20 protein-coding genes are annotated in these 22,020 nt (G+C 73.2%); 12 read left to right on the forward strand and 8 right to left on the reverse strand.

Annotation, left to right across the window (positions count from 1 at the left end; genetic code table 11):
- Nucleotides 1-30: 30 nt before the first annotated feature.
- Both scy and mce read right to left on the reverse strand, forming a co-directional pair.
- Nucleotides 31-4,755, reverse strand: coding sequence for a polarized growth protein Scy (scy, locus tag ACIRBY_RS26920; protein ID WP_403904989.1), 4,725 nt, complete (start codon nucleotides 4,753-4,755; stop codon nucleotides 31-33).
- Nucleotides 4,756-4,899: 144 nt separating this feature from the next.
- Nucleotides 4,900-5,328 carry a methylmalonyl-CoA epimerase gene (mce, locus tag ACIRBY_RS26925; RefSeq protein ID WP_042820734.1) on the reverse strand — a complete coding sequence of 143 codons (429 nt, stop codon included), beginning with the start codon at nucleotides 5,326-5,328 and terminating at the stop codon, nucleotides 4,900-4,902.
- A 146-nt stretch (nucleotides 5,329-5,474) separates the two neighbouring features.
- On the opposite strand from mce, the gene ACIRBY_RS26930 reads away from it, so the two are divergent.
- Together ACIRBY_RS26930 and meaB are read left to right on the forward strand one after the other, a co-directional pair.
- Complete coding sequence (locus ACIRBY_RS26930; RefSeq protein WP_042820733.1) at nucleotides 5,475-6,677, forward strand: acetyl-CoA C-acetyltransferase; 1,203 nt, start codon at nucleotides 5,475-5,477, stop codon at nucleotides 6,675-6,677.
- Nucleotides 6,678-6,688: 11 nt separating this feature from the next.
- A complete protein-coding gene (gene meaB, locus ACIRBY_RS26935) occupies nucleotides 6,689-7,651 on the forward strand; it encodes a methylmalonyl Co-A mutase-associated GTPase MeaB (RefSeq protein ID WP_403904992.1) in 963 nt (320 codons plus the stop codon).
- 91 nt (nucleotides 7,652-7,742) lie between these two features.
- Here the strand turns inward: meaB and ACIRBY_RS26940 are convergent, their stop codons facing one another.
- The 4 genes from ACIRBY_RS26940 to ACIRBY_RS26955 form a co-directional block, all read right to left on the reverse strand.
- Entirely contained in the window at nucleotides 7,743-8,219 is a 477-nt protein-coding gene (locus ACIRBY_RS26940; protein WP_366452100.1) for a MarR family transcriptional regulator, read from the reverse strand.
- Nucleotides 8,220-8,304: 85 nt separating this feature from the next.
- Nucleotides 8,305-9,108 (reverse strand): AIM24 family protein, encoded by an 804-nt coding sequence (locus ACIRBY_RS26945; protein WP_403905224.1) that lies wholly within the window; start codon nucleotides 9,106-9,108, stop codon nucleotides 8,305-8,307.
- Nucleotides 9,109-9,119: 11 nt separating this feature from the next.
- On the reverse strand, nucleotides 9,120-9,770 hold the full coding sequence (locus ACIRBY_RS26950) for an AIM24 family protein (protein WP_403904995.1): 651 nt from the start codon (nucleotides 9,768-9,770) through the stop codon (nucleotides 9,120-9,122).
- Nucleotides 9,770-10,408, reverse strand: coding sequence for an AIM24 family protein (locus ACIRBY_RS26955; RefSeq protein ID WP_403904998.1), 639 nt, complete (start codon nucleotides 10,406-10,408; stop codon nucleotides 9,770-9,772). Before ACIRBY_RS26955 ends, ACIRBY_RS26950 begins: the two co-directional genes overlap by 1 nt.
- A gap of 159 nt (nucleotides 10,409-10,567) precedes the next feature.
- Here ACIRBY_RS26955 and ACIRBY_RS26960 point away from each other — a divergent pair, with 159 nt between their 5' ends.
- Together ACIRBY_RS26960 and ACIRBY_RS26965 are read left to right on the forward strand one after the other, a co-directional pair.
- Nucleotides 10,568-10,912, forward strand: a complete 345-nt coding sequence (locus tag ACIRBY_RS26960; RefSeq protein ID WP_079429816.1) for a DUF3817 domain-containing protein — start codon at nucleotides 10,568-10,570, stop codon at nucleotides 10,910-10,912.
- The gene (locus ACIRBY_RS26965) at nucleotides 10,909-11,205 is read left to right on the forward strand and encodes an MTH1187 family thiamine-binding protein (protein ID WP_403905000.1); all 297 of its coding nucleotides are present in this window, start codon (nucleotides 10,909-10,911) and stop codon (nucleotides 11,203-11,205) included. The genes ACIRBY_RS26960 and ACIRBY_RS26965 overlap by 4 nt, the downstream gene beginning before the upstream one ends.
- A 115-nt stretch (nucleotides 11,206-11,320) precedes the next feature.
- On the opposite strand, the gene ACIRBY_RS26970 is transcribed toward ACIRBY_RS26965, so the two are convergent.
- Entirely contained in the window at nucleotides 11,321-12,316 is a 996-nt protein-coding gene (locus ACIRBY_RS26970; protein WP_403905003.1) for a DUF5937 family protein, read from the reverse strand.
- Between the two features lie 112 nt (nucleotides 12,317-12,428).
- On the opposite strand from ACIRBY_RS26970, the gene ACIRBY_RS26975 reads away from it, so the two are divergent.
- The 4 genes from ACIRBY_RS26975 (at nucleotide 12,429) to ACIRBY_RS26990 (ending at nucleotide 16,663) form a co-directional block, all read left to right on the forward strand.
- Nucleotides 12,429-13,910: an MFS transporter gene (locus ACIRBY_RS26975; RefSeq protein WP_403905006.1), complete on the forward strand. Its 1,482-nt coding sequence runs from the start codon at nucleotides 12,429-12,431 to the stop codon at nucleotides 13,908-13,910.
- Between the two features lie 43 nt (nucleotides 13,911-13,953).
- Nucleotides 13,954-14,463 (forward strand): MarR family winged helix-turn-helix transcriptional regulator, encoded by a 510-nt coding sequence (locus ACIRBY_RS26980; RefSeq protein ID WP_403905009.1) that lies wholly within the window; start codon nucleotides 13,954-13,956, stop codon nucleotides 14,461-14,463.
- A gap of 50 nt (nucleotides 14,464-14,513) precedes the next feature.
- Nucleotides 14,514-14,843: a DUF3817 domain-containing protein gene (locus ACIRBY_RS26985; protein WP_042809084.1), complete on the forward strand. Its 330-nt coding sequence runs from the start codon at nucleotides 14,514-14,516 to the stop codon at nucleotides 14,841-14,843.
- Between the two features lie 119 nt (nucleotides 14,844-14,962).
- Nucleotides 14,963-16,663: a methylmalonyl-CoA mutase family protein gene (locus tag ACIRBY_RS26990; RefSeq protein ID WP_366452015.1), complete on the forward strand. Its 1,701-nt coding sequence runs from the start codon at nucleotides 14,963-14,965 to the stop codon at nucleotides 16,661-16,663.
- A gap of 115 nt (nucleotides 16,664-16,778) precedes the next feature.
- Here the strand turns inward: ACIRBY_RS26990 and ACIRBY_RS26995 are convergent, their stop codons facing one another.
- Nucleotides 16,779-17,411 carry a TetR/AcrR family transcriptional regulator gene (locus ACIRBY_RS26995; RefSeq protein WP_403905012.1) on the reverse strand — a complete coding sequence of 211 codons (633 nt, stop codon included), beginning with the start codon at nucleotides 17,409-17,411 and terminating at the stop codon, nucleotides 16,779-16,781.
- Between the two features lie 272 nt (nucleotides 17,412-17,683).
- On the opposite strand from ACIRBY_RS26995, the gene ACIRBY_RS27000 reads away from it, so the two are divergent.
- The 4 genes from ACIRBY_RS27000 to ACIRBY_RS27015 all read left to right on the forward strand — a co-directional run bounded on the left by ACIRBY_RS27000 (nucleotide 17,684) and on the right by ACIRBY_RS27015 (nucleotide 21,910).
- The gene (locus ACIRBY_RS27000) at nucleotides 17,684-18,667 is read left to right on the forward strand and encodes a tetratricopeptide repeat protein (RefSeq protein WP_403905014.1); all 984 of its coding nucleotides are present in this window, start codon (nucleotides 17,684-17,686) and stop codon (nucleotides 18,665-18,667) included.
- 602 nt (nucleotides 18,668-19,269) lie between these two features.
- Nucleotides 19,270-19,917 carry a DUF6230 family protein gene (locus ACIRBY_RS27005; protein WP_403905016.1) on the forward strand — a complete coding sequence of 216 codons (648 nt, stop codon included), beginning with the start codon at nucleotides 19,270-19,272 and terminating at the stop codon, nucleotides 19,915-19,917.
- 114 nt (nucleotides 19,918-20,031) lie between these two features.
- The gene (locus tag ACIRBY_RS27010; protein ID WP_403905018.1) at nucleotides 20,032-20,586 is read left to right on the forward strand and encodes a DUF6114 domain-containing protein; all 555 of its coding nucleotides are present in this window, start codon (nucleotides 20,032-20,034) and stop codon (nucleotides 20,584-20,586) included.
- Nucleotides 20,576-21,910 (forward strand): hypothetical protein, encoded by a 1,335-nt coding sequence (locus ACIRBY_RS27015; protein ID WP_403905020.1) that lies wholly within the window; start codon nucleotides 20,576-20,578, stop codon nucleotides 21,908-21,910. Before ACIRBY_RS27010 ends, ACIRBY_RS27015 begins: the two co-directional genes overlap by 11 nt.
- Nucleotides 21,911-22,020: the final 110 nt, after the last annotated feature.

Raw genomic sequence — 22,020 nt, forward strand, 5'->3', positions numbered from 1 at the left:
TCCCTCAGAAGCACACATCCTGAGTTCCGACTACCCCTCTGATGCCTTGCCACCCGAACGAGTGGAACCCGCCGAAGCGCCGGCCTTCACACCCCCCGAGCCCTGGCCGCCCACGGACGACTTTCCGCCACCCGAAGGCGCCTCGAATGATTCCAACGCCTCAAGAACGTCCTGGACACGGGAGATCTCCGCCTGAATGTCCTCGCGCCTGCGCACCAGGACCTCCAGCTCGCGCCGGCCCTCCTCGACCAGCCGCTCCGCCTCCGCCTGCGCCTCCGCGAGGGCCCGCTCGGCCTGCCGCGACAGCTCCGCCTTCTTCTGCTCGGCCTCCTTGAGCAGCGTCTCGGCCTTGCGCACGGCGGCGATGCGGACCTTGCTCGCCTCGCTGCTCGCGTCCGACAGCAGCTCCTTGGCCTTCGCCTCCGCCTCGGCGCTCTGCTCGGTCGCCGCCCGGACCAGCTTGTCCACGCGCTCGCCGGCCGACTTCATCTGCTCCGCCGACTCCCGGCGGGCACGCTCGTGCAGCTCCTCGACCTCGGACTCGACGCGGGAGCGCAGCTCCTCCGCCCGCTCCCTTATGGCGGCCGCGTCCGTACGCGCCCCGATCAGCAGCTCGTCGGCGTCCGTACGGGCCTTCTCCACCAGGGAGTTGCCCTCGACCGTGGCCTCCGAGCCGATCCGCGCGGCCTCCTTGCGCGCCGCGTCCACCATCGCGTCGGCCTGCTCCTCGGCCGCCGTGGTGGCGGCCAGGGCCTGCCGGCCCGCGTCGGAGGTCAGCTTGTCGGCCTCCGTCACGGCCTCGGTGATGAGCCGGTCGACCTGCTCGGCGGCCTCGCGGCGGCGCTTGTTGGCCTCCTCGCGCGCCTCGTCCAGCGCCCGCTCGGCCTCCTCGCGGGCCTCGGTACGGGTGCGGTCCGCCTCGGTGGCGGCCTCCGCCTTCACGCGCTCCGCCTCGGAACGGGTGCGCGTCGCGTGCTCCTGGGCCGAGGACAGCGTCTCGGCGGCCTCGGCGCGCAGCCGCTCCGCCTCGTCGGCCGCCTCGCCGACCGTGCGCTCGTTGTCCTTGCGGGTCTGCTCGGTGAGCTTCTCCGACTCGGACACCGCCTCGGTGATGAGCCGGTCCGCCTGCTCGGCGGCCTCCGTGCGCAGCCGGTTGCCCTCCGCGCGCGCCTCGTCGAGGGTCTGCTGCGCCTCGCGCTCGGCGCTCTCCAGGGTCTCGTTCGCCGCGGCCGTGACGCGCTCCGCCTCCGCGGTGGCCTCGCCGACGATCCGGCCGCCCTCCGCGCGGGCCTCGTCGAGGGTCTCCTCCGCCTCGGTGGCCAGCCGGTCGGCCTCCGCCGCGGCCTCGCCGAGCGTCAGCTCGTTGGCCGCGCGGGTCTCCTCGATGAGGCGGTCGCCCTCGGCACGGGAGTCGACCAGGATCCTGGCCGAATCCCGCTCCGCCGCGGCCAGGGTCGCCGCGGCCTGCGCCGTCAGCTTCTCCGCCTCGGCGGCGGCCTCGGTGATGAGCCGGTCGGCCTGCTCGGCTGCCTCGCTGCGCAGCCGGTTGCCCTCGGCGCGGGCCTCGTCCAGCACGGCCCGGGCCTCGGTGCGGGCGGCCTCCGCCGCCTGTTCGGCCTCCGTCGTGAGGCGCTCGGCCTCGGCGGTGGCCTCGGCGACCGTCAGCTCGTTGGCCGCGCGGGTCTCCTCCGTCAGCCGCTCCGCCTCGGCGGCGGCCTCGGTGATGAGCCGGTCGGCCTGCTCGGCGGCCTCGGTGCGCAGCCGGTTGCCCTCGGCGCGGGCCTCGTCCAGGACGGAGGCCGCCTCGGCACGGGTGGCCTCGGCCGCCCGCTCGGCCTCCGTCGTGAGGCGCTCGGCCTCGGCGGTGGCCTCGGCGACCGTCAGTTCGTTGGCCGCGAGGGTCTCCTCGGTGACCCGCTCCGCCTCCGCCGTCGCCTCGGCCGTGATCCGGGCACCCTCGGCGCGGGAGGCCTCCAGGGACTCCGCCGCCTCGTTCCGGATCCGGTTGGCGTCGTCACGGGCGTCCGCCCGGGTCCGCGCCGCGTCGCGCTCGGACGCCGCGAGGGCGTCGGTCGCCTCGGTCCGCACGCGCTGCGCGTACTCGGCCGTGTCGGCGCGCAGCTGCTCGGCCTCGGCGATGGCGTCGCCGACCGTGCGCTCGGCCAGGGCCTTCGCCGCGTCCGTCTCGACCTTGGCCTCGCTGCGCACGCGCGCCGCGTCCTCGGCCGCCCGGTCCCGCTCGGCGTGGGCGTCGGCGCGGACCCGGTCCGCCTCCTCCTCGGCCTCGCCGCGGGTGCGCTCCGCCGCGTGCTCCGCCGCGCTGCGCAGCCCGGCGATCTCCTCCTCGGCCTGCTCGTGCAGCCCGGCCACGGAGTCCCGTACCTGCTGGGCGGTGGCCTCGGCCGCCGCGACCAGCTCCGCGGCGCGGACCTCCGCCTCCTCGGTCAGGCGGGCCGCCTCGGCCTGCGCCTCCTCCGAGCGCTTGCGGGCCTGCGCCAGCAGCTCCTCGCTCTGCTCGCGGGCCTGGGCCCGCTCGTTGCCCGCGTCCGTACGGGCCGCCGACAGGGTCTCCTCGGCCTCGCGGCGGCGCCGGGCGGCCTCCTCCTGGGCGGCGGCCAGCGCCTCCGCGGCCTCCTCGGCGACCCGCTCGGCCGCCGCCTTCGCCTCGGCGCGCAGCCGGTCCGCGGTCTCCTGCGCCTCGGTGCGCACGCGCTCCGACTCGGCCTCCGCCTCGGCGCGCAGCCGTACGGAGACCAGTTCGGCCTCCGCCCGGACCCGTCCGGCGTCCTGCGCGGCCTCGGAGCGCAGCTGCTCCGCCTCCGCCTCCGCCTGGCCCTGGAGGGTGCGGATGCGCTCCGCCGACTCGGCGCGCAGCCGGTCGCTCTCCTCGGTCGTCTCCTTGCGGATGTTCTCCGCCGCCAGACGGGACTCGCGCAGGGTCTGCTCGGCCGACGTCAGGCGGGCCTCGGCGTCCGAGTGCAGCCGCGCCAGCTCCGCGTCGGCCTCCGCCCGCTTGGCCGCCAGCGCCTGCTCGGTCTCCTCGCGCCGCGCCCGGGCCGCCGCGTCCGCCTCGGCGGCGAGCGCGCCGGCCGCCTCCTCGGCCTCGGTGCGCAGCCGCTCGGCCTCGGCGCGGGTGCGCTCCAGGGTCTCCTCGGCCTGCCTGCGCAGGGTGGTGGCCCGCTCCACGGCCTCGGCGCGGACCCGCTCGCTCTCGGCGCTCGCGCCCGAGCGCAGCTCGTCGGCGTCCGCCTTGGCCTTGCCCAGGAGCTCCTCGGCGGTCTTGGCCGCCTCCTCGATCTGCTGGACCGCCTCGCGGCGGGCCTCGCCGCGGATCCGCTCGCCCTCGGCGACGGCCTCGGCGCGCAGCTGCTCGGCCTCGCCGCGCAGCCGCCGCGCCTCCGCCTGGAGTTCGACCGTACGGGCCCGGTACTCCTCGGTGTCGTCCTTCGCGGCGCCCTTGAGCTCGGCGGCCGCGTCGGCCGCCTGGGCGCGCAGCCGCTCCGCCTCGGCCTCGGCCTCGCGGCGGATCCGCTCGGCCTCCTCGGAGGCGGCGCGGGTGGTCGCCCGGGCGTCCTCCGAGGCCTTGTTCAGCACGTCCTCGGCGGTGCGGGCCGCCTTCGCCAGCTGGGCCGCCATGTCCTCGGCGGCGGCCGTGCGGGCCTGCTCGCCGGCCTCGGTGCGCAGCCGCTCCGCCTCCGCGCGGGCGTCGGCCAGCGCGTGCTCGGCCTCGGCCTTGAGGACCTCGGCCTCCTTGGTGGCCTCGCCGACCAGCCGGGCGACCTGTTCCTTCGCGGTGCGGGTGCGCTGCTCGTTGACGGACTCGGCCGAGGCGAGCTGCCGGGCGGCGCTCTCCTTGGCCTCGGCGAGCAGGGTCTCGGCCTCCGCCCGGGCCGCGCGCAGCGCGCCGTCGGCCTCCTGGACGCGCGCCTCGGCCACCCGGCCGAGGTCCATGGTCTGCTGCCGGGTCTGCTCGGCCTCGGCGGTGGTGGTGGAGCGCAGCCGCTCGGCGTGCTCGGTGGCCTCCTGGGCCTGCGCGGAGGCGGCGGCGAGCAGCCGCTCGGCCTCCTTGCGGGCGCGCAGCAGCGAGGCCTCGGCCTCGGCACGGGCGGCCTCGGCGTCGGCGGCGAGCCGGCGGCGGGCCTCCTCGGCGGTCCGGGCGGCCTCGGCGCGGGCGGCGCCCAGTGCCTGCTCGGCCTCGGCGCGGGACTCCTCCATGAGCCGGCGGGCCTGGGACTCGGTCCGGGCGCGCAGCTGCTCGGCCCAGGCGACGTTCTCGTTGACGTGCGCCTCGACGGTCTGGCGGCGCTCGTTGAGCTCCTGGTCCAGCCGCTGGCGGCGGTTGACGGCCTCGGTGTGCAGCTCCGCCTGGAGGCGCGCCTGGTGCTCGGCGTGCTCCTGGAGGATGCGCTGGGTCTGGGCCCGGGCGTCGCGCAGTTCGCGCTCGGCGTCGGAGCGCATCTGGTCGGCCTGGATCTGGGCGTTGCGCAGCAGCTGCTCCGCCTGGTATCCCATGTCCGCGCCGTCGTAGGCGGGCCGGGACGCGAGGGCGCGCCGCACCTCGTGCAGCTTGGCCCGCAGCACCTCGACCTGGTAGCCCAGGTCCTCGGCGTGCTGGACTGCCTTCCCGCGCTCCTTCCTCAGCCGCTCCATCTCGGCTTCGAGGCGCGTGAGATGGTCGGCTTCAGCCTGATGGCTCTCCTGGCTTTCGTAGCCGAGCACAGCGCGGTCCCGTCCGTCCCCTGGTCGCAAGCTCATCTCAATTGAGCATCGCTCGCCCGCTGAACGACGCCCCCGGGGAGATGGTGTCAGAAACCGGGGCAGGGGTTACAGGTCCCGCCCCGTCTCCGCGCCGAACCCCGGCCGAGCCATGGCCACTCTACCGGCCGGGGAATGGGGGCATCAGTGATCAGGGTTGCTCGTGACGAGTTCGGTGAGGACTCCGTGGCAGTCCTTGGGGTGGAGGAAGGTGATCCGGGAGCCCATGGAGCCGATGCGGGGCTGGTCGTAGAGGACCCGGACGCCCTTGCCGCGGATGGCCTCGGCGTCGCCGTCGACGTCCGCCGTGCCGAAGGCGATGTGGTGCACGCCCTCGCCGTTCTTGGCGAGCCACTTGCCCACCGCGGAGTCCTCGCGGGTGGGCTCCAGGAGCTGGAGGTAGGAGGCGCCGCCGTCGGAGGTCCCGTTGATCTTCAGCATGGCCTCGCGGACGCCCTGCTCCTCGTTGACCTCGGTGTGGAACACCTCGAAGCCGTACGTGGCACGGTAGAACTCGACGGTCTTGTCCAGGTCGAAGCAGGCGATCCCGATGTGGTCGATTCTTGTCAGCATGGGTCCAGTGCACCGCCGAGGAGGGGCGTCACGCAACGTGCCAGCGATCACACCGACTGCCCGGTGACGGCGCGGGTACTGCTCAGTACATTCAGGTAAACCCTCGTTCACTCCTCAGCTTCCCCGCTGAAAGGGGATTCGCCCTCATGTCCGGAACGAACAACACCACCTCCGTGATCGTCGCCGGGGCCCGCACGCCCATGGGGCGGCTGCTCGGCTCGCTGAAGTCCTTCTCGGGCGCCGACCTCGGCGGCTTCGCCATCAAGTCCGCGCTGGAGCGGGCCGGGATCTCCGGCGACCAGGTCCAGTACGTGATCATGGGCCAGGTGCTCCAGGCCGGCGCGGGCCAGATCCCCGCCCGCCAGGCCGCCGTCAAGGCCGGCATCCCCATGAACGTGCCGGCGCTCACGATCAACAAGGTGTGCCTGTCGGGCCTCGACGCCATCGCCCTCGCCGACCAGCTCATCCGCGCGGGCGAGTTCGACGTCGTGGTCGCGGGCGGCCAGGAGTCGATGACCAACGCCCCGCACCTGCTGCCGAAGTCCCGCGAGGGCTACAAGTACGGCGCGATCGAGATGCTGGACGCGATGGCCTACGACGGCCTGACGGACGCCTTCGAGAACATCGCGATGGGCGAGTCCACGGAGAAGCACAACACGCGCCTGGGCATCGAGCGCGCCCCGCAGGACGAGTTCGCCGCCGCCTCGCACCAGCGGGCCGCCGCCGCGCAGAAGAACGGCGTCTTCGAGGCCGAGATCACCCCGGTCGAGATCCCGCAGCGCAAGGGCGACCCGGTGGTCTTCGCCGCGGACGAGGGCATCCGCCCGGAGACCACGGTGGAGTCGCTGGGCAAGCTGCGCCCGGCGTTCGCCAAGGACGGCACCATCACCGCCGGCACCTCCTCGCAGATCTCCGACGGCGCCGCCGCCGTGGTCGTGATGAGCAAGGCCAAGGCCGAGGAGCTGGGCCTGGAGTGGATCGCCGAGATCGGCGCCCACGGCAACGTGGCCGGCCCGGACAACTCCCTCCAGTCGCAGCCCTCGAACGCGATCCTGCACGCCCTGGGGAAGGAGGGCCTGGAGGTCGCCGACCTGGACCTGATCGAGATCAACGAGGCCTTCGCGGCGGTCGCCGTGCAGTCAATGAAGGACCTCGGCGTGACCCCGGAAAAGGTGAACGTCAACGGTGGCGCGATTGCCCTGGGCCACCCGATCGGCATGTCCGGCGCCCGCGTGGTGCTCCACCTGGCGCTGGAGCTCAAGCGGCGCGGCGGCGGGGTCGGCGCGGCCGCGCTGTGCGGCGGCGGCGGCCAGGGCGACGCCCTCGTGATCCGCGTCCCGAAGGCGTAGGTGCTGCACTGATGGCGACGGTGGACGTCCCCGCGCTGGTGGCGCAGGCCCGCGAGGGCCGGCCGCGGGCCGTGGCCCGGCTGATCTCACTGGTCGAGGGGGCGTCCCCGCACCTGCGCGAGGTCATGGCCGCCCTGGCCCCGCTCACGGGCGGCGCGTACGTGGTCGGGCTGACGGGCTCGCCCGGGGTCGGCAAGTCGACCTCGACCTCGGCCCTGGTCACGGCCTACCGCAAGGCCGGCAGACGGGTCGGCGTGCTCGCGGTGGACCCGTCCTCGCCCTTCTCGGGCGGGGCCCTGCTCGGCGACCGGGTCCGCATGTCGGACCACGCCTCCGACCCGGGGGTCTACATCCGCTCCATGGCCACCCGGGGGCACCTGGGCGGGCTCGCCTGGGCGGCGCCGCAGGCGATCCGGGTGCTGGACGCGGCCGGCTGCGACGTGATCCTCGTCGAGACGGTCGGCGTCGGGCAGTCGGAGGTGGAGATCGCCTCGCAGGCCGACACCTCGGTGGTGCTGCTCGCGCCCGGGATGGGCGACGGGATCCAGGCCGCGAAGGCCGGGATCCTGGAGATCGGCGACGTGTACGTGGTGAACAAGGCCGACCGGGACGGCGCGGACGCGACCGCCCGGGAGCTGAACCACATGCTGGGCCTGGGCGAGTCCCGGGGTCCCGGCGACTGGCGCCCGCCGATCGTCAAGACGGTCGCGGCCCGGGCCCAGGGCATCGACGAGCTGGTCGAGCAGCTGGAGAAGCACCGGGCGTGGATGGACGAGCGCGGGGTGCTCGCCGAGCGCCGGGCCGCGCGGGCCGCGCGCGAGGTGGAGACCATCGCGATCACCGCGCTGCGCGGGCGCCTCGCGGACGTGCACGGCGACGCGCACCTGGGCGGCCTGGCCGCGCGGGTCGCGTCCGGGGAGCTGGATCCGTACGCGGCGGCCGACGCGCTGCTGGAGAGCCTGACCGAGCGCTGAGGCGCCCGGGGACGCCGGAGGGGCGGGGGAAGTGCTTCCCCCGCCCCTCCTGCGCGCGTAGGGGCCGTCCGGGGGCTCCGGACGGCCGCCGCTAGATCTTGCCGCGGGTGCCGCGCAGGTGCTCCGCGACGGGCGCCAGCGAGCTGCGCAGCGCCTGGAGGGCCTCCGGGGGGAGCAGGTCGATGAAGTGCTCCCGGACGGACGCCACGTGGTGCGGGGCGACCTTGCGCATGGTCTCCATGCCCTCGTCGGTGAGCACGGCGTACAGGCCGCGCCGGTCGGACTCGCAGTTGACCCGGCGCACCAGGCCCGCGGCCTCCATGCGGGTGATCTGGTGGGACAGCCGGCTCTTCGACTGGAGGGTCGCGGTGGCCAGGTCGCTCATGCGCATCCGGTGGCCCTCCGACTCCGAGAGGTTGACCAGGATCTCGTAGTCGTTATTGGTGAGTCCGAAGGGCTGGAGATCCTTTTCCAGCTGGTGCATCAGCAGTCTGCTGACGTCCAGGTGGGTGCGCCAGGCGCACTGTTCGGCGTCGGTAAGCCAGCGGGTGGCCGTCTCGGTCTCCATCGTCTCCATGAATGAACTCTACCTAAGAAGTTGAATTACGTACAAAAATAGGAAGATCTTCCCGGCCCGCGGGGCGGGGTGCGCCTCACAGGCCGAGTCGCCGCTGGAGGTCGCCGAGCTGCCCCGGCATCCGCGGCACCCCCAGCTGCCCCAGCGGACCCTGGCCGGCCCCCGGGACGCCCTGCGCGTTGCCCGTGGCCGCCCCGGCGCCCACCTCGCCGACCGACTGCTCCGCCATCAGCAGCTCGGTCGACTGGAGCAGCACCGTGCCCGCGCCGACGAACTCGAACTGGTGCTCCTCGCCCGAGGTGCCGCCGATGCCGGTCAGCGCGCGCAGCCCGCCGATCACGCCGGACATGTAGCCGTGGTCGTAGTGGTGGCACGGGGAGGGGCAGTCCGCCCAGCCCACCAGCGCCTGCGGGTCCACCCGCAGCGGCGGCTCCATGAAGACCACCGGTCCGTTGGACGCCGCCACGAACTTCCCGGTTCCGATCAGCGTCAGGAATCCCGGGACGATCGACTGCTTGAGGGCCAGCGTGGGCTGGTAGGCCAGCAGGTTCCCCGACCGGATGGTCAGGTTGCCGTCGTCCAGGTCGTACGAGTTCACGTCGAAGGCCCGGTCGGCCAGGAGCATCTTGCCCTGCCCCTCGGCGACCACCCAGTCGCTCGCGTGCAGCGGTGAGTGGAAGCTGGTGCGCAGCAGCCGGTCGAAGCGGCCGTGGCCGATGCCGTTGAACTCGATGCGCCCGTAGTACGAGATCATCTTGCCCTTCTGCAGGAACCACTGGTTCCCCTTGAGCTCCACGCAGAAGGTGTACGCGTTCACGTTGTCGTCGGAGGGCAGCGTGTACGGGTCGAAGACCGTCGGGCCGCCCGGCCCGCCGGTCATGGGGCCGAAGTTCACAGCTTCTCCTCCGAGGCCTGTACGTAGACCGCGCCCTGGCCGGAGAGCTCCAGCTGGAACGCCTCGCCCGAGCCGCGCCCCACCATGTCCCGCCAGCCGAGCGCGGTGGAGAGCTTGTTCCTGACGTCCCCGTGGTGGGCCACGTACGCCTGCGGGTCGACGTGGACCGGCCGGTTCGGGGTGATGGGGAGCTCGATGACCCCGCCGTGGGCCATCACGGCGACCGCGCCGTGGCCCTTGAGGGTGGTGGTGAACAGGCCCTGGCCCGTCACCTGGCCGCGCACCATGCCCATGACGCCGCCCTGCGAGCCCATGAACATGGTGCCCTGCTGGAGGGTGCCGTCGAAGGCGAGCAGCCGGTCGGCCTCGACGTAGAGGGTGTCGCCCTGGAGGTTGATCACCTGGATGTGGTGGCCGCCGTGGCCGAACATCACGGTGCCGTTGCCCTCGACCTCCATCAGCGGGGTCTGCTCGTTGGCCACCCGGCGGCCGATCATGCTCATGACGCCGCCCTGGCCGCCGGTGATGCTCGGCGTGAAGGAGACCTCGCCGCGGTAGGCGAGCATCGCCCCGCGCTGGCTGTACATCTTCTGCCCGGGGACCACCTGGGCCTCGACCATCTTCGAGTTGATCTCGCGGAACGGCATCAGAGGTCGCCCCCGACCGTGTTGCGCTCGCTGGGCTGCACGTACACCAGGCCCTCGCCCTCGAAGCGGATCTGGAACGCCTCGCCGGAGCCCTCGCCGATCAGGGTGCGGAAGTTGATCCCCGACTGGAACGACTGCTGGAGGTTGCCGGTGTGGGCGATGTACGCGCCCGGGTCCACCGAGAGCGGGTACTGGGCGCTGACGCGCAGCACCACCGCCGGGCCGTCGGACATGACCGCCGCCTGGCCGGTGCCCTCCACCGTCGTGGTGAAGAGCCCGTTGCCGGTGCTCGCGCCGCGCAGGCCGGTGAACGTCGTGCCGGTGCGCAGGGAGGCGTCGGTGCACAGCAGGTTGCTGGACTCGACGTACAGCTTCTCGCCGCGCAGGTCGACCAGGTTGATCTCGCTCGCACGGTCCGCGAAGTAGCAGGTGCCGTGCCCCTGCACCTCCATCACGGTCATCTGCTCGCCGGTCAGCCGGCGCGTCACCATCCCGCGGAGGCCTTCGCCGCCGCCCGTCATCTTCTTGAAGGCCATCTGCCCGTCGTACGCGACCATGGAGCCGTTCTTCGCTTTCACGGCGTCCCCGGTCAGTGCGACGGCCAGCACCTTGCTGCCTTGGAGTCGGAACTGAGCCACGGGGTGACGGTATCGGTACCGGGCGGCACCGAACAGGGCCGGGAAGCCGATATGCGCCACATTCACCGGGGTTGGGGGTTCCGGGCCCCGGCCCGAAGATCCCCGGGGACTACTGAGACACTGGAACGGCCCCCCGGTCCCCGGCCCCGAAGGTTCCACGTGGACATCAAGACCGCCTCCGCCCTGCACCGGCTGCGCCTCATCTCCGTACCGGAGGCGCTGTCGTTCCCGGCCCTGCTGATCTTCGGCTCCCTGCTGAGCCGGATCTCGGACATCGACTACCTGATGATGCCGCTGGGCATCCTGCACGGGATCCTGTTCGTCATCTACGCGGTCTTCCTGCTGGACGTGTGGAACAAGGCGAAGTGGCCGCTGAAGAAGGTCGCCCTGTTCTTCCTCCTCGCGCTGCTGCCCTTCGGCGGGCTCTACGGCGACCGGCTGCTCAAGCGGGACGAGGCCGACAGCGTCGTCGCCGCCCGCGCGCGCGAGGCGGCCCGGGCATGATCGTCGCGTTCTCGGTGACCCCGCTGGGGGTGGGCGAGGAGGTCGGCGAGTACGTCGCCGACGCGGTCCGCGTGGTGCGCGAGTCCGGCCTGCCCAACCGCACCGACGCCATGTTCACCACCCTGGAAGGGGAGTGGCACGAGGTGATGGACGTGGTCCGGCGCGCGGTGGCCGCGGTCGAGGAGCGCGCCCCGCGGGTCTCCCTGGTCCTCAAGGCCGACATCCGCCCCGGCGTCACCGACGGGATCACCTCGAAGGTCGACACGGTCGAACGCCACCTCGCCCGGGACTGACCCGGCGCGCCGACGCGCTTCCCGACAGCGCCCCCGCCCGCCGGCGGGGGCGCTGCCGTACGCACGGACCCCTGGGGTGTGACGGGTCCCACCGCCGGGCGGCGCGGCGGGCGCGTCAGGCCCCGTCGGTGCCCGAGGCGAGGGCGATGGCCAGGGGGGTGCGTTCGTAGCGGACCTGGTGGCCGTGGCGGGCGGAGATGAGCAGGCCCGCCTCCTGGAGCACCTTCAGATGCGCCGACACCGACGACGGGGCCATGCCGAGCCGGTGGGCCAGCGCCGTGGTGGAGGCCGGCTCCTCCAGGGCGCACAGCACGTCGGCCCTGCCCCGGCCCAGCAGGCGCGCCAGCGCGGCCGGGGTGTCCTCCCGCACCGGGGTCCACAGGGCGCCGATGCCCCGGGCCGGGTAGACCACCGTCGGCTGCCAGGGCGGGTCGAAGCCGCCCGCGATCTTCGGCCAGATGAAGGCGCTCGGCATCAGCACCAGCCCCCGCCCGCCCAGGACCCGCGCGTACGCGGAGGGCCGCTCGATGGTCAGGGTGAGGGAGGCGGAGTCCCAGGAGAGGTCCGGGTGCAGCCCGTCGAAGAGGGCCTCCAGCCCCCCGGCGGCGAGCCGGTGCGAGTGGAAGAGGACGTCCGCCTCCAGCAGGGCCCGCAGCCTCGGCCAGTGCGGCTCGACCAGCACGGTCCAGGCCCGCTCCAGCAGATCGGCCAGCTGCTGCACGGACCGTGCGGGATCCGCGACCAGGGACCGGCCCAGCTCGCTGTCGAGCGCGCCCGGCGTGCAGGCCAGCGCCTTGAGCATGTCCTCGCGGGCCGCGTCCGGGTCCGCCGCGCGGACCTGCGCCAGCTCCTGCGCGAAGGAGGCGCCGGGTCCGTTCGGCGGCGGGCTGACGAAGTCCGTGCTGTGCCCGCGGCGGGGCATCAGCAGCCACAGCGGCCGCAGGTCCAGCCCCGCGGCCGCGGCCCGGATCCCGCGCAGCCAGGGCAGGTGGTACCCCTGCCGGTCCGGCCGCTTCAGGGTGCGGACCGCCTCCTGCGTCTCCCACAGGGGCGACAGCGCGAACCGGCAGCGCAGCAGGTCCTCGTGCCCGAAGTGGTGGAGCAGACCCATCCCGGCCGCCTCCCTCCGTATGCGCGTCGGCGCCGACCCGAGGACTCTGCCCCAACATTCGCCCCCACGCGAATCCCTACGCTCCGGGGGCAGGGTCACGGAGGCTGCCGCCATGCCGACCGACCACGACGCCCCCGCCGACCGGGCCGACCCCCGCACCACCCCGCCCGCTCCGGCCGCTGCGGGTTCCGCCGCTCTGGGCATCGCCGTTCCGGGCCCGGCCGCTTCGGGCGCTGCCGCTCCGGGCATCGCCGCCCCGGGCCCGGCCGCTTCGGGTTCCGCGGCCCCAGGCTCCGCCGACCCGGGCCCGGCCGCTGCCGGTTCCGCCGCCCCGGCCCCCGCCGCCCCGGATCCGGCGGCCCCGGATCCGGCGGCCCCCGGCCCCGCCGTCCCGGAGGCCGGGTACCGGGCCGTGTTCCGGGTCCGGGAGTTCCGGGCCGTCTTCGCCGCGCACCTGCTCTCCCTGCTCGGCCTCGTCGTCGCCGAGATCTCCCTCACCGTCCTCGTCTACCGCGCCACCGGCTCCCCCCTGATGAGCGCGCTCACCTTCGCCCTCGGCTTCCTCCCCTACGCCCTCGGCGGCACCCTGCTCGCCGGGCTCGCCGACCGGTACCCCGCCCGGCGGCTGCTCGTCGCCTGCGACCTGCTGTGCGCCGCCTGCGCCGCCGGCATGGTCTGGCCGGGCACACCCGTCGCGGGGATCCTCGCGCTGCGCTGCGCCATGGCCTTCGTCGCACCCCTCTTCCAGGGCGCCCGCAGCGCCTCCCTCGCCGACGTCCTCGGCTCCGGCGAGGCCTTCGTCCTCGGCCGGTCGCTGCTGCGGATGGTCTCGCAGAGCGCCCAGCTCACCGGCTTCGGCCTCGGCGGGCTGCTGCTGACCGTCCTCGCGCCGCGCGGGGCCATCGCCCTGACCGCCGCCGGGTTCCTGGCCTCCGCCCTGCTGCTGCGCCTGGGCACCCGCTCCCGGCCCGCCCGCGCCGGGGCCGCCCGCCACTCCGCGCTCGGCGGGCTGCGCGCCGTGCTCGGGGAGCGCCGGCTGCGCGCCCTCACCCTCCTGATCTGGCTCCCGCCCGCCTTCACCGTCGTCCCGGAGGCGCTGCTCACGCCCTACGCCGACGGCATCGGGGCGGGCACCGTCACCCTCGGGGTGCTGATGTGCGCCCTGCCGCTGGGCACCGTCGCGGGTGAACTCTGGGCCGGCTCGGCCCTCACCGCCCGGACGCGTGCCCGGATCACCGCGCCCCTGGCGGCCGTCTCCCTGCTCCCCTTCCTCGTGTACGCGCTCCGCCCCGGCGCGGCCGCCGTCGCCGTGGCGCTCGTCCTCGCCGGGCTGGCGCACGCCCACGCCCTCGGCGTCGACCGGATGTACGTGGACGCCGTCCCCGACGAGCTGCGCGGCCGGGCGATGACGCTGCTCAGCACCGGGCTGATGACCTTCCAGGGGGTGGGCATGGCGCTGGCCGGAGCCGCCGCCGAGGTCATCCCGGCGCACGCCGTCGTCTCCGGCTCCGCCCTGCTCGGCACCCTCGTCGTCCTCCTCCTGCTCGCCGAACTGCGCGCCACGGCGCCGCCCGGCGGAGCGGCCGAGGACTGAGACGGGGGGCCGCCGGAAATGACCGCCCGGTAGGGTCTGGTGGATGCCGAAGCCGCTCAGCCTCCCCTTCGACCCCATCGCCCGTGCCGACGAGCTCTGGCGGCAGCGCTGGGGTCCCGTGCCCTCCATGGCCGCGATCACCTCGATCATGCGCGCGCACCAGATCCTGCTCGGCGAGGTCGACGCCGTGGTGAAGCCGTACGGCCTGACCTTCGCCCGGTACGAGGCGCTCGTGCTGCTCACCTTCTCCCAGGCGGGGGAGCTCCCGATGTCGAAGATCGGCGAGCGGCTGATGGTCCACCCCACCTCGGTGACGAACACGGTGGACCGGCTCGTGAGGTCCGGGCTGGTGGCCAAGCGGCCCAACCCGCAGGACGGCCGCGGCACGCTCGCGTCCATCACGGAGAAGGGCCGGGAGGTCGTCGAGGCGGCGACCAAGGACCTGATGGCGGTCGAGTTCGGGCTCGGCGCCTATGACGCGGAGGAGTGCGCGGAGATCTTCGCGCTGCTCAGGCCGCTGCGGGTGGCCGCCGCCGACTTCGAGGAGAGCTGAGGGCCGGGGCGCGTCAAGATCGCGCAAATCGGGCGGTTACGCTCGACGGCATGAAACGAAGCGTGCTGACCCGCTACCGCGTCATGGCCTACGTGACCGCGGTCATGCTCCTGATCCTCTGTGCCTGCATGGTGGCGAAGTACGGCTTCGACACCGGCGCCGACCTGACCCTCGCGGTCTCGCAGGTCCACGGCGTGCTCTTCATGATCTACCTGGTCTTCGCCTTCGACCTCGGCTCCAAGGCCAAGTGGCCCTTCGGCAAGCTGCTGTGGGTCCTGGTGTCGGGGACCATCCCGCTGGCCGCGTTCTTCGTCGAGCGCGGGGTCCGCGCCGAGGTCGAGCCGCTCGTCGCGGACGCCCCCGTCACCGTCGGGGCCTGAGCCCGCGTCCGGGACCGCTCGCGCGGGCCTGTAGGAACGCTCGAAACCACACCCCCGGGGAAGACTCCCCGGGGGTTTGCCATCGACATTTACTAGGACGTCCTAGTAAATTCGAAGGCATGGACGCAGACGCCATCGAGGAGGGCCGCCGCCGCTGGCAGGCCCGATATGACAAGGCCCGCAAGCGGGACGCGGATTTCACCACGCTCTCCGGCGATGAGGTCGACCCCGTCTACGGGCCCCGGCCCGGAGACGCGTACGAGGGCTTCGAGCGCATCGGCTGGCCGGGGGAGTACCCCTACACCCGCGGCCTGCACGCCACCGGGTACCGCGGCCGGACCTGGACCATCCGGCAGTTCGCCGGCTTCGGCAACGCCGAGCAGACCAACGAGCGCTACAAGATGATCCTCGCCGCCGGCGGCGGCGGGCTCTCGGTGGCCTTCGACATGCCCACCCTGATGGGGCGCGACTCCGACGACCCGCGCTCGCTCGGCGAGGTCGGCCACTGCGGCGTCGCCATCGACTCCGCCGCCGACATGGAGGTCCTCTTCAAGGACATCCCGCTCGGCGACGTCACCACGTCGATGACGATCTCCGGCCCGGCCGTCCCCGCCTTCTGCATGTACCTCGTCGCCGCCGAGCGCCAGGGCGTCGACCCGGGCGTGCTCAACGGCACCCTCCAGACGGACATCTTCAAGGAGTACATCGCCCAGAAGGAGTGGCTCTTCGAACCCGAGCCGCACCTGCGCCTCATCGGCGACCTGATCGAGTACTGCGCGAACGGCATCCCGGCCTACAAGCCGCTGTCCGTCTCCGGCTACCACATCCGCGAGGCCGGGGCCACGGCCGCGCAGGAGCTCGCGTACACCCTCGCCGACGGCTTCGGGTACGTGGAGCTCGGCCTCTCCCGCGGCCTGGACGTCGACCACTTCGCGCCCGGCCTGTCCTTCTTCTTCGACGCGCACCTCGACTTCTTCGAGGAGATCGCCAAGTTCCGCGCCGCCCGCCGCATCTGGGCCCGCTGGATGAAGGAGGTGTACGGCGCGAAGAACGAGAAGTCGATGTGGCTGCGCTTCCACACGCAGACCGCCGGCGTCTCCCTGACGGCCCAGCAGCCGTACAACAACGTCGTGCGCACCGCGGTCGAAGCCCTCGCGGCCGTCCTCGGCGGCACCAACTCGCTGCACACCAACGCCCTCGACGAGACCCTCGCCCTCCCCAGCGAGCAGGCCGCCGAGATCGCGCTGCGCACCCAGCAGGTGCTGATGGAGGAGACCGGCGTCGCCAACGTGGCCGACCCGCTGGGCGGCTCCTGGTACGTCGAGCAGCTCACCGACCGCATCGAGGCCGACGCCGAGAAGATCTTCGACCAGATCAAGGAGCGCGGCCTGCGCGCCCACCCGGACGGGCAGCACCCGATCGGCCCCATCACCTCGGGCATCCTGCGCGGCATCGAGGACGGCTGGTTCACCGGCGAGATCGCCGAGTCGGCCTTCCAGTACCAGCGCGCCCTGGAGAAGGGCGACAAGCGGGTCGTCGGCGTCAACGTCCACCACGGCTCGGTCACCGGCGACCTGGAGATCCTCCGCGTCAGCCACGAGGTGGAGCGCGAGCAGGTGCGGGTGCTCGCCGCGCGCAAGGAGCGCCGCGACGACGCCAAGGTGACGGCCTCGCTGAAGGCCATGCTGGACGCCGCCCGCGACGGCTCCAACATGATCCCGGCCATGCTGGACGCCGTACGGGCCGAGGCCACGATGGGCGAGATCTGCAACGTCCTGCGCGACGAGTGGGGCACCTACACCGAGCCCCCCGGCTTCTAGTCCGCGCACCGCGCACCGCGCACCGCGCCACGGGCCGGCCGGGGGTTCCCCGCGGGGAACCCCCGGCCGGCCCCGCGCTTTCGATCCGTCCGCCCCGTGCGTTCCGCGCGCCGCCTCAGGCGCGGGCGGCGAGGCCGTGCATCAGCAGTGCGGTGAAGGCCGCCACCCAGCCCTCGTCCACCGGCTCGGAGCTCACCAGCGCGCGGTGCACCACCGTGCCCGCGATCACGTCGAAGATCAGGTCCGTGGTGTGCCCGGCGAGGGACGGGTCCTCCTCGTACGGGAGCTCGCCGCGGGCCTGGGCCCGTTCCCGGCCCAGTACGACGAGACGTTTCTGCCGGTCCACGATCGCCGACCGGATCCGGTCCCGCAGCGCCTCGTCCCGGGTGGACTCGGCGACCACCGCCATCAGGGCCGTACGGGCCTCCGGGCGCCGCAGCAGTCCCGCGAACTGCAGGACCACGTACTCGATGTCCGCTTCCAGGGACCCCCGGTCGGGCAGTTCGAGCGCGTCGAAGAGCTCCGCCACCGCGTCCACGACCAGCTCGTTCTTCCCCGCCCAGCGGCGGTACAGGGTGGTCTTGGCGACGCCGGCCCGGGCCGAGACGTCCCCCATGGTCAGCTTCGACCACCCCAGCTCCACCAGCGCCTCCCGCGTCGCCGCCAGGATCGCCGCGTCCGCAGCCGCGCTCCGGGGGCGGCCGGTGCGGCCGGGCTGGGGGGTCGTGCGGGGGCAGGGGTTGCGCATGGCCGAGACCATACCCGCCAGTAGCGGAACCGCCGGGGGCCTCCGCGCTGTGGTTCAGATCACGGGGCGCCCGGCGCCCGGGGGAGTTACGCTACGGCTCGTAGCGTAAGAGCGACAACCACGCGAAGAGCTACCGGCGCCAGGTGGGGACCCGGCGCCACAGCAGTGCGGATCGACGGCGGGCACCCCGCGGAACCCTCGGATACGAGGTTTCGCGCGGGATCTTCCGGGATCCTTTTCGTCGGCGCGCGCACACGGGGGAGGATGTACGCATGCAGCCCAGAAACATGTCCATGAGCGGCGTCGTCGACCTCGCCGCGGTGAAGGCGGCCGGCGAAGCCAAGGCGAAGGCCGAGCAGGCCCGCGCGGAGGCGGCCCGCCAGGGCGGCCCCGGCGCGCCCGGCGGCGCCGTACCGCCGTCCGCGCTCGTCGTCGACGTCGACGAGGCCGGCTTCGAAAGCGACGTCCTCCAGCTCTCCAACGAGGTCCCGGTCGTCCTCGACTTCTGGGCCGAGTGGTGCGAGCCGTGCAAGCAGCTCGGCCCGCTCCTGGAGCGGCTGGCCGTCGAGGCGAACGGCCGCTTCGTCCTGGCGAAGATCGACGTCGACGCCAACCAGATGCTGATGCAGCAGTTCGGCATCCAGGGCATCCCGGCCGTGTTCGCCGTGGTCGCCGGCCAGGTGCTGCCGCTGTTCCAGGGGGTGGCCCCCGAGCAGCAGATCCGCGAGACCCTGGCCCAGCTGGTCCAGGTCGCCGAGGAGCGCTTCGGCATCCTCGGACTCCAGGTCGACCCCGACGCCACGGGCGCCCCGGCGGCCCCGGCCCCCGTGCCGGCCGGTCCGTACGACGCGCTGCTGGAGGCGGCCGTCGTCGCGCTGGACGCGGGCGACCTGGGCGGGGCCGTGCAGGCGTACAAGAACGTGCTCGCGGACGACCCGGCCAACACCGAGGCCAAGCTGGGCCTGGCCCAGGCCGAGCTGCTCTCCCGGGTGCAGCACATGAACCCGCAGACCGTGCGCGCCGCGGCGGCCGAGAACCCGCGCGACCCGGCCGCCCAGATGGCCGCGGCCGATCTGGACCTGGCCGGCGGGCACGTGGCGGACGCCTTCTCCCGCCTGGTGGACACCGTACGGGTGACGTTCGGTGACGAGCGGGACTCCGTACGGGTACGGCTCCTGGAGCTCTTCGAGGTCATCGGCGCCGACGACCCGCGGGTGACCGCGGCCCGTACGGCGCTGGCGCGGGTGCTCTTCTAGAGCCCGGCCGGGCTCCGGCTGGAGCGGTACCCAGCCGGGGTGACCGGCGATTTGTTGACACAGAGATAAACAGCGGCCGCACTTTGCCAAAACTTGGTAATCGCGGCCGCTGTTACTCGGAGTAAATCGAACCCCGTGAACTGTCCGGTTGGTTCCTTCTTCACCCCTTCTGTCGTGGCCCAGGGTGACACCCTGTGTGGCTGCTGTGCGACGTAGGGCGGCGCTCCGGTTACCCAGCCGTTACCCGCGAGTAACGACCCCCCTTGTGCCCCGGCCTGGAATGGACCACGATCGGCGACGCTCGGTCCTTCCCGTAGAGCCGCTCATCCGGCGGCCGCGGCGGAGGGTCCCCACCGGGTGGGCCGGTGGCACGCACACCGGCCGTGGACAGGGGGGTCTCTGCCACACCGGCAGGGCCTGTCCTCCAGGTTGCGCGAACGCGTGGCCCAGTGGTTGTCGCTCGGGGGTGATCGCCGGTGTATCGGACGCGGCTGCGCCGCGGCTCGGCCGCCTGCGCTCCTTCCCGAGGACGTAGCACTTCTCCCATCCCAGGCCGGGCTCAGTCCGGACCGGAGATGTACGTCCGAGAAGGAGGAACGAATATGAGTTCTCAGGTTCGTGGCGGGACCAGATGGAAGCGCTTCGCGCTCGTCATGGTGCCGTCCATCGCGGCCACGGCCGCGGTCGGTGTGGGTCTGGCGCAGGGTGCCCTCGCGGCCTCGTTCAGCGTTTCGGGTCAGGACTTCAAGGTGTCGGCCGACGAGCTCGTCGGCCATGACCTGATCCAGTACGGCAGCGTCGCCGACGGTGCCACGCTGGGTTCCAAGGAGACGGCCCACCACCCGGTGACCATCTCCGGTTTCAGCTCCGCCAAGATCACCAACATGTGCCAGTCGCTGGTCACCCCGGTGCCCGTCCTCGGCGGGGCCATCACGCTCCAGCTGCGTACCGGCAACAAGGGCCGCTCGGCCGAGGCGACCAACCTCTACCTGGACGTCGCCGAGCTGGACGCGGACGCCAAGTTCGACCAGCTCGACATCGGTGTCGCGGTGGGCGACGGCAGCCACACCACCAAGCCGGTCCCCGGTACGGTCGCGGACACCGGCCTGTTCTCGCAGCGCGCCAAGACGGCCACGCTGACCAACGTGCGCCAGAAGGCGTGGGCGACGACGGCGGGCACCTTCACCCTGCCCGACCTCAAGCTGCGTCTGCTCAGCGGCAACCAGCCGTGCTACCAGGACGAGAAGTAGGCCTCGTCCCGGACGTGTGACTGACCGGACGGGCGGGCGGCGGCAGCCGCCGGCGCCCGCCCGTCCGGGCTCCACAGAGTTCTCCGTACCACCGTTTCCAGGGAGCTGTTGTCCATGAACCCCGAGGCCCCGGTTCACGCCGCAGACGATCACTGGTTCACCGTCGCGCGCCACCGCTTCCGCGCCTGGCGGGGCCAGCGCCCCTTCTGGGCGGGTCTGTTCACCATTCTCGGCGGTGTGCCGATCGCCTACTTCCCGTACGCGGACCTCCGGCTGGGCAACATCACCCTCGCGATGGCGACGACGGCCGGCTCCGGCTCGCTGATCATCGGCGTCCTGCTGATCACGATCGGCCTGGCCCTCTGGTTCCAGCAGGGCATCCGCGTCTTCGCGGGCGTCGCCGCGATCCTGCTGGCCCTGGTGTCCATCCCGGTGTCCAACCTCGGCGGCTTCTTCATCGGCTTCCTCTGCTCCATGATCGGCGGCGCCCTCGCGCTGTCCTGGGCGCCCGGAGTGCCCGTGGCGGAGGAGCCCCTGGAGGAGGACGCGCAGCGGCCGCACGACCTGCCGGACGGCTTCCACGGCATCCCGGGCCCCCGTGAGACGGAAACGCCGTACGTGACCGAGAAGACTGCCCACGCCGATGGCGGGAGGAACAGTGCGGGGTGACGAGACGCAGCGGGGCGTGGCCCCAGGCGCAGAGTCCCGTGAGAGAAAGGGCCGCCACGCGGCGCCCAGGAAGTCGCTGCTGAACAAGCTCCAGATACCCGTCGGCAAGACGATGGCGCTGGCGGCGATGCCGACGGCCGTGCTCGTCGGGATGGGGATCGCCCCGAAGCTGGCCCTGGCCGACGACAAGGAGATCCCCTTCGCCCCCGGCCCGTGCGTGACGCGCTCCGACGAGCCCTCCGCCCCGGCCACGCCGTCCCCGTCCGGCTCCCCGTCCGCGAAGCCCTCACCGGGTACGTCGCCGGGCGCGAGCCCCTCGCCGGGTGCGAGCCAGGCCCCGAAGCCGGGTGCGAGCCCCGCGGCGACCCCGTCGGCCAAGCAGCCCGAGGCCCCGAAGGAACGGAAGCAGGAGACCCCGCCGGCCAAGCCGTCCGCGAGCGCCTCCCCGTCCCCCTCGGCGACCAGGACCCCGAACCCGCTCGACCCGCTGGGCGTCGGAGACGCCCTCAAGGGCCTGGTGGACGCCTTCGGCAAGCCCCTCCAGGGCGCGCAGAAGCCGGCCGCCCCCGCGACGCCCGCCCCGGGCACCCCGAAGGCCCCCGCCGCCGACCCGACCGCCGACGCGATCCGCGACGCCGCGAAGAAGGCCGGCGCCACGGTCGAGGAGCTGCCGCAGTCCGTCAAGGACACCGTCAAGACCCCCAAGGACGAGACGGGCAAGGCGGCGGCCGACGAGAACAAGGCGGACGGGGACAAGGCCGACGCGGACAAGGCCGACGGGGCCTCCCCGTCCCCCACGTCCTCGACGACGGCGGACCCGGACGGCAAGCAGCCGTTCCCCTGCCCGACCTTCGACGCCAAGGCCCTGGCCGACGCGAAGCTGGAGCAGGGCATCCCGCTGCTGCCCGACGAGCCCTGGTACCTGGACAGCTCCCTGCTGACCCTCTACGGCCTGGACTACGAGGGCATCGTCGAGGTGAAGACGGCGAGCGGGAACACCAAGAAGGTCCTGAAGTTCACGGCGGACTCGCTGGACATCAAGGACCTGTACCAGACGGTCGGCAAGAGCGGGAACGTCGCCCACCTGAAGTCGCGCCCGGGCTCCACGTCCAAGATCCGCGACGGCAAGGTCACGATGTACACGGAGAGCCTCAAGGGCAACCTCTTCGGGCTCATCCCGATCGAGTTCACCCCGAACAGCCCGCCGCCCCTGAACGTCCCCTTCGCGTTCTTCACGCACGTCAAGGTCGTCCAGGCCGGCCAGTTCGGCGGCAACCTCACGGTCCCGGGCCTGCACAACTACATCGGCCCGCCGGAGGGCTGACGCGCGCGGCGGCTCCCGCGGAACGCACCGAGGGCGGCACCCCGGGTCCCTTGCGGGACCGGGGTGCCGCCCTCGGTCTCTGTGCGGCGGAGTCGGGCGGGCCCGGGGGC

The sequence above is a fragment of the Streptomyces sp. NPDC096136 genome, assembly GCF_044763325.1.
Taxonomy (GTDB): Bacteria; Actinomycetota; Actinomycetes; order Streptomycetales; family Streptomycetaceae; genus Streptomyces.